General features: G+C 67.2%; 15 protein-coding genes. 7 read left to right on the forward strand and 8 right to left on the reverse strand.

The window, feature by feature from the left end; all coding sequences use genetic code 11:
- Window positions 1–59: 59 nt before the first annotated feature.
- Window positions 60–443 carry an anti-sigma E factor RseA gene (gene rseA / locus I2456_RS19865; RefSeq protein ID WP_371869953.1) on the reverse strand — a complete coding sequence of 128 codons (384 nt, stop codon included), beginning with the start codon at window positions 441–443 and terminating at the stop codon, window positions 60–62.
- Between the two features lie 127 nt (window positions 444–570).
- Complete coding sequence (sigE, locus tag I2456_RS19870; RefSeq protein ID WP_068160518.1) at window positions 571–1,335, reverse strand: RNA polymerase sigma factor SigE; 765 nt, start codon at window positions 1,333–1,335, stop codon at window positions 571–573.
- Between the two features lie 219 nt (window positions 1,336–1,554).
- On the opposite strand from sigE, the gene I2456_RS19875 reads away from it, so the two are divergent.
- The 6 genes from I2456_RS19875 to I2456_RS19900 all read left to right on the forward strand — a co-directional run bounded on the left by I2456_RS19875 (window position 1,555) and on the right by I2456_RS19900 (window position 7,964).
- Window positions 1,555–2,220 carry an O-methyltransferase gene (locus I2456_RS19875; protein ID WP_068027985.1) on the forward strand — a complete coding sequence of 222 codons (666 nt, stop codon included), beginning with the start codon at window positions 1,555–1,557 and terminating at the stop codon, window positions 2,218–2,220.
- A gap of 156 nt (window positions 2,221–2,376) precedes the next feature.
- Window positions 2,377–3,015, forward strand: coding sequence for a TetR/AcrR family transcriptional regulator (locus tag I2456_RS19880; RefSeq protein ID WP_068027982.1), 639 nt, complete (start codon window positions 2,377–2,379; stop codon window positions 3,013–3,015).
- Window positions 3,005–3,940 (forward strand): ABC transporter ATP-binding protein, encoded by a 936-nt coding sequence (locus tag I2456_RS19885; RefSeq protein WP_085073602.1) that lies wholly within the window; start codon window positions 3,005–3,007, stop codon window positions 3,938–3,940. The genes I2456_RS19880 and I2456_RS19885 overlap by 11 nt, the downstream gene beginning before the upstream one ends.
- The gene (locus I2456_RS19890; protein WP_139823092.1) at window positions 3,937–5,577 is read left to right on the forward strand and encodes an ABC transporter permease; all 1,641 of its coding nucleotides are present in this window, start codon (window positions 3,937–3,939) and stop codon (window positions 5,575–5,577) included. Before I2456_RS19885 ends, I2456_RS19890 begins: the two co-directional genes overlap by 4 nt.
- On the forward strand, window positions 5,574–6,248 hold the full coding sequence (locus I2456_RS19895; protein WP_085073601.1) for a methyltransferase family protein: 675 nt from the start codon (window positions 5,574–5,576) through the stop codon (window positions 6,246–6,248). The genes I2456_RS19890 and I2456_RS19895 overlap by 4 nt, the downstream gene beginning before the upstream one ends.
- A 30-nt stretch (window positions 6,249–6,278) precedes the next feature.
- Window positions 6,279–7,964, forward strand: a complete 1,686-nt coding sequence (locus I2456_RS19900) for a CocE/NonD family hydrolase (protein WP_085073600.1) — start codon at window positions 6,279–6,281, stop codon at window positions 7,962–7,964.
- A 15-nt stretch (window positions 7,965–7,979) separates the two neighbouring features.
- On the opposite strand, the gene glgC is transcribed toward I2456_RS19900, so the two are convergent.
- Window positions 7,980–9,194, reverse strand: a complete 1,215-nt coding sequence (gene glgC / locus I2456_RS19905; RefSeq protein WP_068027971.1) for a glucose-1-phosphate adenylyltransferase — start codon at window positions 9,192–9,194, stop codon at window positions 7,980–7,982.
- A 460-nt stretch (window positions 9,195–9,654) separates the two neighbouring features.
- Between glgC and glgA the strand changes: the two genes are divergently transcribed.
- Window positions 9,655–10,818 carry a glycogen synthase gene (glgA, locus tag I2456_RS19910; protein ID WP_085073599.1) on the forward strand — a complete coding sequence of 388 codons (1,164 nt, stop codon included), beginning with the start codon at window positions 9,655–9,657 and terminating at the stop codon, window positions 10,816–10,818.
- A gap of 4 nt (window positions 10,819–10,822) precedes the next feature.
- Here glgA and I2456_RS19915 read toward each other — a convergent pair whose 3' ends face one another.
- The 5 genes from I2456_RS19915 to folP form a co-directional block, all read right to left on the reverse strand.
- Window positions 10,823–10,990 (reverse strand): DUF3117 domain-containing protein, encoded by a 168-nt coding sequence (locus I2456_RS19915; RefSeq protein ID WP_003406247.1) that lies wholly within the window; start codon window positions 10,988–10,990, stop codon window positions 10,823–10,825.
- A gap of 210 nt (window positions 10,991–11,200) precedes the next feature.
- Window positions 11,201–11,782 (reverse strand): DNA-3-methyladenine glycosylase I, encoded by a 582-nt coding sequence (locus I2456_RS19920; protein ID WP_085073598.1) that lies wholly within the window; start codon window positions 11,780–11,782, stop codon window positions 11,201–11,203.
- Window positions 11,779–12,153, reverse strand: coding sequence for a DivIVA domain-containing protein (locus tag I2456_RS19925; protein WP_085073597.1), 375 nt, complete (start codon window positions 12,151–12,153; stop codon window positions 11,779–11,781). The genes I2456_RS19920 and I2456_RS19925 overlap by 4 nt, the downstream gene beginning before the upstream one ends.
- Before the next feature lie 33 nt (window positions 12,154–12,186).
- Window positions 12,187–13,143 carry a glucosyl-3-phosphoglycerate synthase gene (locus I2456_RS19930; protein ID WP_085073596.1) on the reverse strand — a complete coding sequence of 319 codons (957 nt, stop codon included), beginning with the start codon at window positions 13,141–13,143 and terminating at the stop codon, window positions 12,187–12,189.
- A complete protein-coding gene (folP, locus tag I2456_RS19935) occupies window positions 13,140–14,006 on the reverse strand; it encodes a dihydropteroate synthase (RefSeq protein WP_139823098.1) in 867 nt (288 codons plus the stop codon). Before folP ends, I2456_RS19930 begins: the two co-directional genes overlap by 4 nt.
- Window positions 14,007–14,122 lie beyond the last annotated feature (116 nt).

The raw sequence follows: 14,122 nt of genomic DNA on the forward strand, positions 1-14,122 counted from the left end.
AACAACGCACGTCCGTGTTCACCCTAGTATCCACGGATCGCAGTGACTCGGCAGAAACCCTAGCGGCGCTTCCGCTGATCACGGGCATCGCGCCCGGATCGCGAGGCAGCGTCATCGGGCGGAAAGTGCGGTATCTCGGAGAGCAACCCGAGCAGGTCGCTGGGAATGCGAATGGGCTGTGAGTCTCGCAGCGCGGCCCGCGCGCGGCTGTGGTCGTCGACCTCGGCCGCGCACTGCGGGCACAGCGAAAGGTGATGCGCCGCGCGCAGGTGGGCATTCATCCGCAACTCGCCGTCGACGAAGGCGGCGATGGCCTCGGTGGACAGGTGCTCGGTGGACGCGAACTGGCGCGGTGCGCCGACCGGTGCGTCACTCTGGGAGGCGAATTGAGCCGGGAGCCAGGAGAACGCGCGCCGAAACACATCTCCCCGGTCGGACATCATCAGCTCCTCTCGCTGCCTCGATAATCTCGAATGTAGCGCGGTGACGGGGCCGATAACCATGTTCAGGCACTGAATCCCGTGGATTTGGAACCGGTTGGCAACCACACAGTGGCCAAACCGATGGGCCTTACTTGACCGACCCGGAGTGCAGCGAGCCTTCGGCGTGCTCGGGGTGTGCGGCCAGATAGTCGCGCAGCGCCTGGCGTCCCCGGTGGATGCGGCTGCGCACGGTGCCCAGCTTGACGCCCAGCGTGGCGCCGATTTCCTCATATGACAGGCCTTCGATGTCACACAGGACAACCGCGGCGCGAAATTCCGGCGGCAGTGAGTCCAAGGCGGCCTGCAGGTCCGGCCCGAGGCGCGAGTCGTGGTAGATCTGCTCGGGGTTCGGGTCGTCGGCGGGCACTCGGTCGTAGTCCTCGGGCAACGCTTCCATCCGGATACGGGCCCGGCGGCGGACCATGTCGAGGAACAGGTTGGTGGTGATGCGGTGCAACCAGCCCTCGAACGTGCCGGGCTGGTAATTCTGTACCGACCGGAAGACCCTGATGAAGGTTTCCTGGGTCAGGTCCTCGGCGTCGTGCTGGTTGCCGGAAAGTCGGTAGGCCAGCCGGTACACCCGGTCGGCGTGCTGACGCACCAGCTCGTCCCACGACGGCATGGCTGCCTTGTCCCCGGTCGCATCGAATACCGCGGTACCGAGCAACTCGTCGGTGGACTCGGCCCACTCGTCGTCGCGGACCTGCTGGGGATGAGACATGGTGCTCGGGCTCAAGGTTGTACTCGTCGGATCCTCCACAATTCCCCTGCCGTCAAGCGTCGGCAGTTCGTCAGTGACGGCAACGCGAAGCTGCCATTCGGTATTCCCAGCCCAGCGTCCACCGCGTTCCATGTGGCTACCGTCGCGCACCGGCGTATGGGCGGTATAGGAACAAACTGAGGTTTGGCTGAGAAACCGGATCGTTACCTGGGTTATCCAGCGGATATGGCGGTGACGTGACGTTCGTCGCCTCGCCCTGCGGCGGGCGTGTCTCCATGGCGCCGCCGGGCGCCCACGGCCAGTTTCGCGCGCCTGCCCGCCCGCGCCGCCGATTCGACATACGCTGCGGACATGTCCAGCAGCGACGACACCCCGGGCCAGGACACCCGCACCCCGGCCGAGTCCCTCTCCGCGCACGCCGAGGGGTCGATATCCGAGGACGCCATCCTGGCGAGCGCCCGGGAGCGGGCCGCGGACATCGGCGCCGGCGCGATCACTCCCGCGGTGGGCGCCCTGCTCAGCTTGCTGGCCAAGCTCAGCGGCGGCAAGGCCGTCGCCGAGGTGGGAACCGGCGTCGGCGTCAGCGGCCTGTGGTTGTTGTCCGGTATGAGCGACGACGGGGTGCTCACCACTATCGACATCGAGCCCGAGCACGTGCGCCTCGCCAAGCAGGCGTTCTCCGAGGCGGGCGTAGGGCCGTCGCGTACCAGGCTGATCAGCGGCCGCGCCCAAGAGGTGTTGACGCGGCTGGCCGACGACTCTTATGACCTGGTGTTCATCGACGCCGACCCGATCGATCAGCCCGAATACGTCGTTGAGGGCGTGCGCCTGTTGCGCTCCGGCGGAGTCATCGTGGTGCATCGCGCCGGACTCGGGGGCCGCGCCGGTGATCCGTCCGCCCGCGACCCCGAGGTGACCGCGGTCCGCGAGGCCGCCCGGCTCATCGCCGAAGACGAACGCCTCACCCCGGCTCTGGTGCCGTTGGGTGACGGCGTGCTGGCCGCGGTGCGCGACTAGCTCTCCTTCTCTCCCCCTGTTCTCTCCCCCTTTTTCGGCGAGTGTGCGGCTGGCTTCACGCTGGGCGCCCACGGTGCGGCTGGCCGCACGCTCGCCGGGCGTGGCATCCGGCGCACCCCTTGACGCACGACTGAACGGGTGTTTAGTGTACTGAACATGCGTTCAGCCGACATGACCGCGGTGGCCCGCATCCGGGATGCGGCCATCGACCAGTTCGGCCAGCACGGGTTCGGCATCGGCCTGCGCGCCATCGCCGAAGCGGCCGGCGTGAGCGCGGCCCTGGTGATCCACCACTTCGGCTCCAAGGACGGTTTGCGCAAAGCCTGCGACGATTACATCGCCGAGGAGATCCGCACCACCAAGACCGAAACGATCAAATCCAACGACCCGGCCACCTGGTTCGCCCAATTGGCGGAAATCGAGTCGTATGCGCCGATGATGGCGTACCTGGTTCGCAGCATGGTGACCGGTGGCGAGCTAGCGAACATGTTGTGGCGCCGGATGATTGACAACACCGAAGAATACCTGGACGAGGGCGTGCGCGCGGGCACGGTAAAGCCCAGCCGCGACCCGCGCGCTCGGGCACGCTATCTCGGCATCACCGGCGGCGGGGGCTTCCTGCTCTATCTGCAGATGCATGAAACACCAACCGACCTTCGGGCGGTGCTACGTGATTACGCCCGCGAGATGGTGCTGCCCGCGCTGGAGATCTACACCGAAGGACTGATGGTCGATCGCACCATGTACGACGCATTCCTGGCCGCCGACGATCAAGGAGGATCCCATGCCAGTTGACAATGTTACGCCCATCGAAATCGACGGGCTGACAAAGCGTTTCGGCGCGGCCCGGGCGCTGAACGGACTTGACATGACGGTACGCGAGGGAGAGGTGCACGGGTTCCTCGGGCCCAACGGCGCGGGCAAGTCGACCACCATCCGCATCCTGCTGGGCGTGGTGAAGGCCGACGGCGGAACCGTCCGGTTACTGGGCGCAGACCCTTGGACTCACGCGGTGGAGCTGCACCGCCAGATCGCTTACGTGCCAGGAGATGTGACGCTCTGGCCGTCGCTGACCGGCGGTGAAACCATTGACCTGCTGGCCCGCATGCGCGGTGGGATCGACAACAAGCGCCGGGCGGAGCTGATCGAGCGGTTCGAGCTCGACCCGCACAAGAAGGTGCGCACCTATTCAAAAGGCAACCGGCAGAAGGTATCTCTGGTGTCCGCGTTCTCGTCGCAGGCCCGCCTGCTGTTGCTGGACGAACCGAGCAGCGGCTTGGACCCCTTGATGGAGAACGTGTTTCAGCAGTGCGTCGCCGAAGCACGCGACCGTGGCGTCACCGTCCTGCTGTCCAGCCATATCCTGGCCGAAACCGAGGCGCTGTGTGAGCGGGTGACCATCATCCAGGCCGGCAGAACCGTCGAGAGCGGGTCGCTGGAGTCCATGCGCCATCTCAGCCGGACCTCGATCAAAGCCGAACTGATCGGCGATCCCGGCGACGTCACCCGCATCAAAGGCGTCGAGGACGTCAGTGTCGAGGGCAGCACACTGCGCGCCCAGGTCGACAGCGAAAGCCTCGGGGAACTGATTCGGGTTCTCGGCGACGCGGGAGTTAGTAGCTTGGTCAGCCAGCCTCCGTCGCTGGAAGAACTCTTCCTGCGGCACTACAGCACCAAGGGCTCGGCCGGGCACAACGCCAAGGAGGTGTCGACCCTATGAGCACCGCACTGCTGGAGCGCCCCGGCCACGCGGCACCGCCGCGCCGGGCATCGAATTTCGTTGGCACCCTTGGTCTGCTGCGACTCTACCTACGCCGGGACCGGGTGGTGTTGCCGCTGTGGGTGCTGCTGCTGTCGGTGCCACTGGCGACGGTCTACATCGGCAGCATCGACAAGGTCTACCCCACCCAGGCGGCTCGGGCTGGATTCGCCGCCTCGATCATGGCCAGTCCCGCCCAACGTGCGCTCTACGGCCAGGTGTACAACGACAGCCTCGGCGCCGTCGGCATCTGGAAAGCCGGCATGTTTCACCTGCTCATCGCGGTCGCCGTCATCTTGACCGTCATTCGCCACACCCGGGCGGATGAGGAATCCGGTCGCGCCGAACTGATCGACTCGACGGTGGTCGGCAGGTACGCCAGCCTCACCGCCGCGCTGCTACTGTCCTTCGCCGCATCGGTCGCGACGGGAGTGATCGGAGCGGCCGGACTACTCACGACCGATGTACCGCGTTCGGGCTCACTGGCTTTCGGCGCAGCGCTGACCGCCTCCGGCCTGGTCTTCACCGCGGTAGCCGCAGTCGCCGCACAGTTGTCGCCGAGCGCCCGGTTCGCGCGGGGCTTCGCCTTCGCGGTGCTGGGCACAGCGTTCACCCTGCGCGCCGTCGGTGACGCCGGCGCCGGGGCACTGTCCTGGTTGTCTCCGCTGGGCTGGTCACTGCAGGTGCGGCCGTATGCCGGTGATCATTGGTGGGTATTACTGCTGCATTTGGCGACCACCCTCGTGGTCACCGCGGTGGCCTACCGATTGCTCGCCGGCCGCGACGTCGGCGCTGGGCTCATCGCCGAACGATCCGGACGGGGCACCGCCGGGCCGGCGTTGAGCAACGTGTTCGGTCTGGCATGGCGGCTGGATCGCGGCGCGCTGGTGGTGTGGACGGTTGGCTTGAGTCTGTACGGGTTGTTGATCGGCAGCGTGGCACACGGCATCGGTGCGGAGCTGGGCACCGGGCCGGGTGCGCGCGACATCGTGGCGCGGCTGGGTGGCACCGGCGCCATGGAGCAGGGGTTCATCACGGTGGGCTTCACCATGCTGGGCATGGTTGCGGCCGCGTTCGCGGTTTCCTTGACGCTGCGACTGCACCAGGAGGAGACCGGCCTGCGAGCCGAGACGCTGCTGGCCGGAGCGGTCTCCCGAACCCGTTGGCTGGCAAGTCATTTGCTGATGGCACTGACCGGGTCCGCGGCGGCGATCCTGCTGTCGGGGTTCGCGGCCGGGCTGGCCTACGGTGTGGCCGACGGTGACGTCGGCGGCAAGTTGGCAACCGTGCTGGCCACCGCGGCGGTACAGCTGCCGGCCGTATGGCTGTTGTCGGCGGTGACGCTCGCCTTGTTCGGGCTGGTCCCGAGATTCACCCCGATAGCCTGGGGCCTGCTGGTCGGGTTCATCGCCTTGTACTTGCTGGGCTCCCTGTCTGGGTTCCCGCAGTGGCTGCTTGATCTCGAGCCGTTCGCGCATACGCCCCGCGTCGGCGCCGATGACTTCACCATGGTGCCGCTGCTGTGGCTCTCGGTCGTCGATGCGCTGTTGATCGGCTTGGGCCTGTTGGCTTTTCAACGACGGGACCTGCGGTCATGAACACCGGCCTGCGGACGTTGGTATCGACGGTGTTCGGGCTCGTGGTGCTCGGACTGCTGTTGTTCTATCCGGCGGGCACGACGCACTACTGGCAGGGGTGGGTCTTCATCGTGGTGTTCACCGTGGTGACGATCGTGCCGAGCCTGTATCTGGCCCGCACCAACCCGGCCGCCCTGCAGCGGCGCATGCGCGCCGGGCCGGTGGCCGAAGGCCGGACGGTGCAGAAAATCATCATCGTCGTCGCGATGGCTTCCTTCTTCGCGCAGATGGTGCTCAGCGCGCTGGATTATCGGTTCGGTTGGTCATCGGTTCCGGCTCCGGTGTGTGTGGTCGGTGATGTTCTGGTGGCGGTCGGACTCGGCGCGGCCATGCTGGTGGTCATCCAGAACGCCTATGCTGCGGCCACCGTCACGGTGGAGTCGGGACAACAGGTCGTCTCCAGCGGCTTCTACCGGTTCGTCAGGCATCCCATGTACGTCGGCAACGTCATCCTGATGTGTGGCATACCGCTGGCGCTGGGTTCCTACTGGGGTTTGGTGCTACTGGTCCCGGGAGTGCTCGCCATGGTGATCCGGATTCTCGACGAGGAGAAGTTGCTCACCCAAGACCTACCCGGCTACCGCGACTACACACAGCGGGTGCGCTATCGATTGGTGCCTTACGTCTGGTAGCGCGCGGCCGGCACGTTCTAAGGTAGCGGCGTGGCGCGAGATCCCGCACCCGTCCTCGACCGGCCGTGGCGGCGTCGGGGCCGACTTCGCTATGCGGCCGACCGGGTGCGGCGGGCCGTCAAGCCGCCCGTCACCGTCACCGACCCGCCGGCGGACCTGCTGGTGGACCGCGACGTCGAGGTGCCCACGCGTGACGGAACACTGTTGCGCATCAACGTGTTTCGGCCACAGGACAGTGCTGCTCGACCAGTTGTTCTCAGTATCCATCCTTACGGCAAGGACAATCTGCCAACTCGTCGGCGCAAGAAGTGGACGTTCTCGCCGCAATATCGGATGCTGCGTCAGCCCAGACCGGTGAGCTTTTCGGCTTATACGAGCTGGGAGGCACCCGACCCGGCGTGGTGGTCCGCGCAGGGCTTCGTTGTGGTCAATGCCGACGCACGCGGCTGCGGCCACTCCGACGGCACCGGCAACCTGCTCTCGCTGCAGGAGGCGCAGGACACCTACGACCTGGTGCAGTGGCTGGCCGAGCAGCCGTACAGCGACGGCCGCATCGTCATGCTCGGGGTGTCGTATCTAGCCATCAGCCAGTACGCGGTTGCTGCGTTGCAGCCGCCGGCGCTGCGGGCGATCTGCCCGTGGGAAGGGTTCACCGATGCCTACCGCGATCTGACGTTTCCCGGTGGTATCCGGGAGAACGGGTTCACTAAGCTGTGGTCGCGCAACGTATCTCGCGCCACCCGGCAGAGCTACGCCCTGGGCCCGATGCAGGATGCCCACCCGCTGCGCGACGGCTTCTGGCGCTCGCTGGTGCCCGACCTTTCGGCCATCAAGGTGCCCATGTTGGTCTGTGGCAGCTTCTCGGACAACAACCTGCACAGCCGCGGCTCCATCCGCGCGTTCACCCATGGCGGCTCGGACTACGCCCGGCTCTATACGCATCGCGGCGGCAAATGGGAGACGTTCTACTCCGGCGCCGCGCTGGCCGAGCAACTGAAGTTCTTCCGCGGCGTGCTCGACGGCGTGGCGCAACATCGCAGCGTACGCCTGGAGGTGCGAGAAGACCGCGACACGGTCGTCGCGGTGCGCGAAGAAAGCGAATGGCCGCTTGCCCGGACCCGGTGGCGCCCAATGTATGTGGCCGGGGCCGGCGTTCTGTCGCCCGATCCCGCTACCCGAGCCGGCAGCATCACATTCGAAACCCATTCGCGTGCAGCGACATTCAGCTGGACCTGCACCGAAGACGTCGAGCTGACCGGACCCATGGCGGCGCGGCTGTGGGTGCAACTCGACGGGTGCGACGACGCGAACCTGTTCGTCGGCGTGGAGAAGTGGCGCGACGGCCGCCACGTGGAGTTCGAGGGCTCCTACGGCTACGGCCGGGACCGAGTGACCACCGGCTGGCAACGGGTCTCGCTGCGCGCGTTGGACCCTGAGCTCTCCCAGCCCTTCGAGCCGGTGCCGACGTGTGACCGTCGCCGACCGGCCACCCCGGGTGAGGTGACCGCGGTCGATGTTGCACTGGGCCCGTCGGCGACGCTGTTTCGCGCCGGCGAGCAGCTGCGGCTGGTGGTGGCCGGACGTTGGCTCGCGCCCCGCAACCCCCTCTACGGCCAGTTCCCGGCGGCCTACGCCGACTCACCGCGGGGGTTGGTGACGCTGCGCTGGGGTCCGCGCTACGACGCGCACCTGCTGGTGCCGCAGATCCCCGAGTAGGTGGCGGTCGGCCGGCTAAATCCAGACGCCCTTGCCGACCGCGACGACCCCGCCCGTGCTGATCGCGAAGCGTTCCCGGTCCTTCTCCAGGTCGACGCCGACCATCTCACCGGGCCCGACGACGACGTTCTTGTCCAGAATCGCGTGCCGGACCACCGCACCGCGACCGACCCGGGCGCCGGGCATGATGACACTGCCTTCCACGATGGCGCCGTCGTCGACCACGACGTTGGACGACAGCACCGAATTGCGCACCGACGCCGCCGAGATGATGCTGCCGGCGCCCACCACCGATTCCTGCGCGGAGCCGCCGTTGACGAATTTCGCCGGTGCCAGGTTTTCCGACTCACCGCGGATGGGCCAGCGCTTGTTGTACAGGTTGAACACCGGATGCACCGACACCAGATCCATGTGGGCGTCGTAGAAGGCGTCCAGGGTCCCGACGTCACGCCAGTAGGCCCGGTCGCGGTCGGTGGCACCGGGCACTTCGTTGTCGTTGAAGTCGTACACCGCGGCCATCCCGTCGGACACCAACCGCGGGATGATGTCACCGCCCATGTCGTGGTCGGAATGGTCGTCGTCGGCGTCGGCGCGGATGGCGTCGATCAGCACCTTGGTGGTGAAGATGTAGTTGCCCATCGAGACGAACGTGGAATCGGGGTCATCGGGGGTTCCCGGCGGATTCCTCGGCTTCTCGACGAACGCGCGGATCCGCCCGGAGGGATCGGCGTCGATGCATCCGAAGGCGCTGGCTTCGCTACGCGGCACCCGGATCCCGGCCACGGTGGCGCCGGCGCCGCTGTCGATGTGGAACCGGACCATTTGCTCGGGATCCATCCGGTACACGTGATCGGCGCCGAAAACGACTATGTAGTCAGGGTCTTCGTCGTAAATGAGGTTCAGCGACTGATAGATCGCGTCCGCGGAGCCGGTGTACCAGCGCGGACCGAGGCGCTGCTGGGCGGGGACCGGGGTGATGTACTCCCCGGCCAGGCCCGACAACCGCCAATTCTGCGAAATGTGGCGGTCGAGTGAATGCGACTTGTATTGCGTCAGAACGCAGATCCGCAGGTAACGGGCATTGACCAGATTCGACAGCACGAAGTCGATGAGGCGATAGGCGCCGCCGAAGGGAACGGCGGGTTTGGCCCGGTCCGCGGTCAGCGGATAGAGCCGTTTACCCTCGCCGCCGGCCAAGACAATGCCCAGCACGTGTGGCGCTTCCCTCATGGCTTCAAACCTATCGGCCGCTGAGAACTGCTGCCAGGGGAAACCCCTGTTGCGCCGTTCTGACGGGGTGTCTGTCAACGAATTTGGCTTAATTCGACGACTCGACGGGATTCATTATTGTCCCGCCTCTGACCGGCCGGCGCGCGCCCCCCGGTGCGGGGCTGGATTGCGACGGGACTATGTCGATCGTTCGGCTCTCCCCCGCAAGCGGGGGGCCCCCGCATCGCCCCGCGGAGCGGGGCGCATCGTCACCGACAGATTCGATTGTTCGGCTCTCCCCCGCAAGCGGGGGGACCCCCGCATCGCCCCGCGGAGCGGGGCGCATCGTCACCGACAGATTCGATTGTTCGGCTCCTCATCGCCCCGCGGCGCGGGGCGCATCGTCGCCGACAGATTCGATTGTTCGGCTCCTCATCGCCCCGCGGCGCGGGGCGCATCGTCGCCGAACTAGCGTGCGGGTATGCGCGTGGCGATGATGACCCGGGAGTACCCACCTGAGGTCTACGGCGGAGCCGGGGTACACGTCACCGAACTGGTGTCGCAGCTGCGCCGTCTGTGCACCGTGGACGTGCATTGCATGGGTGCGCCGCGTCCTGGCGCATTCACCTACAAGCCCGACCCCCGGCTGCATAACGCCAACCCGGCGCTGTCCACCCTGTCCTCAGATCTCCTGATGGCCAACGCCGCGAGCGGGGCCACCGTGGTGCATTCCCACACCTGGTACACCGGCATGGCCGGCCATCTCGCCTCGCTGTTGCACGGCATCCCCCATGTGCTGACCGCGCACTCCCTGGAGCCCAGGCGGCCGTGGAAGGCCGAGCAGCTCGGCGGCGGATACCGGATATCGACCTGGGTGGAGCGCACGGCGGTGCTGGCCGCCGATGCCGTCATCGCGGTCAGTTCCGGCATGCGCGACGACATCTTGCGCGTGTACCCGGAGCTGGATCCCAGCGCGGTTCACGTGATCCGCAACGGCATCGACACCGACGTATGGCATCCGGCCGGCCCGGCCAGCACCGGTTCCATCTTGGCCGAGTTGGGCGTCGATCCAGACCGGCCCATCGTGGCGTTCGTCGGTCGGATCACCCGGCAAAAAGGCGTCCCGCACTTGCTGGCCGCTGCCCACCACTTCGACCCGGACGCGCAACTGGTGCTGTGCGCCGGCGCACCCGACACCCCCGAGATCGCCGCCGAAGTCGAGGCCGCGGTCGCCGAACTGTCCCGAATCCGCACCGGCGTGTTCTGGGTCAGGGAGATGCTGCCGACCGATGAACTACGCGAAATACTCTCAGCGGCATCGGTTTTCGTGTGTCCATCGATATATGAGCCGCTGGGCATCGTGAACTTGGAGGCAATGGCGTGCGGAACGGCGGTGGTGGCCTCCGACGTCGGCGGCATACCGGAGGTCGTTGCCGACTCGGTCACCGGCACAGTGGTGCACTACGACGCGCACGACCCGGCCGGCTATCAAGCCGGGTTGGCACAGGCCGTCAACGCCTTGATCGCCGACCCCGCGCAGGCGCAGCGCTACGGCCAGGCTGGACGCCGGCGTTGTATCGAAGAATTCAACTGGACGCACATCGCCGAGCAGACGCTCGACATCTATCGCAAGGTGTGCGCGTAACGCCCTAGCTGGTGACGCCCTTCAGCTCGTCGCCCAGAGCGGCGGCTTCGTCGGGGGTCAGCTCGACCACGAGGCGACCGCCGCCCTCGAGTGGTACTCGCATTACGATGCCACGCCCCTCCTTGGTTGCTTCCAGTGGACCGTCGCCGGTCCGGGGCTTCATCGCCGCCATCGAGTGCTCCCTCCAAATTCGAGCTGGCCCGCGGTCACGGACCTGGCCGGCGCCGAGCATGCCCCGCCAGTGGATTTCCAGCCATACCCGACATTGAACTGCCAAATCACCCCTCTATTGTTCCCTATCCGGGCCGCTAGGTGCACAAGACCCGGTTCACGAGCCTTACTGAGGTGTGGCGGGGCAATGACGACGACTCATTGCGGCCCGTCACGGCCGCACGGAGGGCACCCAGCACGTCTCGACGTGGTCGTCGACCATTCCGGTCGCCTGCATCAGCGCGTAGGCCGTGGTGGGACCGACGAAACGGAATCCGCGACGTTTCAATTCACGGGCCATCGCCTTGGATTCGTCAGTCGCCGAGGGGATTTGGGACAAGTCCGGGTAGCGCGGGCGCGGCGGCGGGGCGAACGACCACAGCAGCTGGGACAGGTCGTCGGGCGAGCCGAGCTCTTCGGCGGCTCGCGCGTTGGCGATGGTGGCTTCGATCTTGGCGCGGTTGCGCACGATCCCGTCGTCAGCCAGCAGCCGTTGCACGTCGGCGTCGGTGTAGCGGGCGATCTTCTCCACGTCGAACCCGGAGAAGGCGCGGCGGAAGTTCTCCCGCTTGCGCAAGATGATCAGCCACGACAGCCCGCTCTGGAAGGCTTCCAGGCTCATCCGCTCGAACAACGCCACCCCGTCGTGCACGGGTTGGCCCCACTCGTGGTCGTGGTAGTTGCGGTACAGGTCGGCGTCGGGCCCGGGTCGAACCTCTGCCCAGCCGCACCGGACCAGGCCGTCCTCGCTCACGTGGGACCGGATCGCTCTTGGGCAACCGCCTCAGCGTCCGGGACGGCCTCTAACTCGTCGGCATCCTCCGGGGAGCCCGGCGACGAGGAGGCCTGGATGGCGGCCAGCTGGCCGCGCAGCGTCTCGATCTCGCGGCCCAGTCGATCCAGCACCCAGTCCACTTCGCTGGTCTTGTAACCCCGCAGCACCTGGGTGAACTTGACCGCGTCGACGTCGGCGCCGGTGACCCCGTAGGCCGGCAAAACCGTCGCGGTGGTTGCCCGGGGCAGCGGCGGCAGTTGCTCACCGCGGCCGAACAGCAGGCTGGCCACGCCGAACAGCACGATCGCCACCAGGATCAGCACCACCAGGTAGAGCAATACCAACGCCACGCGATCGATATTGCCCTATGCCGCCGACAACGATCAGCGTGGGCGCACCACGTTCATCGGTGGGCGGTCCGCCAACGACACCGGCGACGTGTGTTGGGTGTAGCTATCACCGGCGGGAAAGAACTGGGTGAGCCCGACGCCGGAGTCCGGGATTCCGCACCGCGACAGCAGGGTGGCGATGACCTGGCGGCTCATGGCGCCCAGCTCGGCCAGGGGACGGTTGCGGTGCGCCCGAACACCAAGGTTGACCTGCGCAATCGCCTCCAGCCCCAGGCGGTCGAAGGTATCGACCAGCAAGCCGATTTCCACGCCGTAACCCGGTGCGAACGGCAGCGACGTCAGCAGCTCTCGGGTGGCCGCGTACTCGCCCCCCAGCGGCTGCAGCACACAACCCAGCTCTGGCCGCAGCGCCGCTAACAGCGGCCGCGCGACCAGTTCGGTGACTCGTCCCCCGCCGGTGTCCCCTGCCCCGCCACTGACATCGCTGACGTTGAGCGGTCGGCGATAGAAGCTCTTGACCAGGTGCACGCCCTCGCCGGTGAGCAGCGGGCCGACCAGCCACGGCACGAACATCGGATGCGGGTCGATCAGATCTGAGTCCACGAAAACCACGATGTCGCCGCTGGTCGCCGCCAGGGAACGCCATAGTGCCTCGCCCTTGCCCGGGCGAACCGGCAGGTCGGGCACGGCTTGCTCCCGGCTGACGACGCGGGCGCCGGCGGCGATGGCGCGGATCTCGGTGTCATCGGTGGAACCGGAGTCCAGCACGATCAGTTCGTCGACCAGGTTGTCGACCAGCGGGGAGATGCTGTCGATGACCGACTCGATGGTTTCTTCTTCGTTGAGGGCCGGTAGTACGACCGAGATGGTGCGGCCGGCCTTGGCGGCGATCAATTCCTCGGTGGTCCACCGGGGACGACTCCAGGTGCGGTCGGACCACCGGGTGTCCCCGGGCCGGGCCGCGAGCTCGCCGGCGACGAGATCGGTCATGCCAGTCCCCTCACCGTGCGCGCCGGCGGCCGCGTTCCCTGTATCGAGGCGACCATCTCCAGCACCCGTCGGGTCGGCAACACCTGGTGCACGCGGAACATGCGGGCACCGGCGGCGGCCGCCAAAGCGGTGGCCGCCAGAGTCCCCTCCAGCCGTTCGGTCAGCTCCACTCCCAGAGTCTCCCCGACGAAGTCCTTGTTGCTCAACGCCATCAGCACCGGCCAGCCGGTCTCGACGAGTTCGTCCACATGGCGCAACAGCTGCAGGCCGTGGAAGGTGTTCTTGCCGAAGTCGTGGGCCGGGTCGATCAGCACCCGATCGCGGGCTACTCCGGCCGCGACGGCCCGCTCGGCGGCGGCGGTGACCTGCTCGATCACGTCGTCCACCACGGCGCGGGTAGTCGTACCGTAACTCACCCGGAAGGGGCGGGTGCGCGGCAGCGCACCGCCGGTGTGGGCGCACACCAGGCCCGCGCCGCATTCGGCGGCCACCTCGGCGATCGCCGGGTCGATGCCGCCCCAGGTGTCGTTGATCAGGTCCGCCCCGGCCGCGCACGCGACGCGGGCAACCTCCGAGCGCCAGGTGTCCACGCTGATCAGCTGGTCGGGATAGGCGTCGCGCAGCCATGCGATGAACGGCACCAGCCGGGCGATCTCGGTCTTGGCGTCCACGGTGTCACCGGGACCGGCCTTGACGCCGCCGACGTCGATCACGTCGGCGCCATCGGCGATCGCCTGGTGGGCGGCGTCGCGGGCGGCCTGGTCGGTGAAGGTCGCACCCTTGTCGAAGAACGAGTCCGGGGTGCGGTTGACGATCGCCATGATCAGCGCGCGATCGGCTGCTACCGGGCGGCCGCACAGCATTGACTGCACGCCTCCATAGTGCCTGGTCGTCGGCGACGCCCGTCACCGCGAGTGGAACGCCACTGCGATTTTCGGCTTGAGTTCTCGCTGTGGTTCCGCTCGCGGCCAATGAAGCG

The sequence above is a fragment of the Mycobacterium kubicae genome, assembly GCF_015689175.1.
Classification (GTDB): Bacteria; Actinomycetota; Actinomycetes; order Mycobacteriales; family Mycobacteriaceae; genus Mycobacterium; species Mycobacterium kubicae.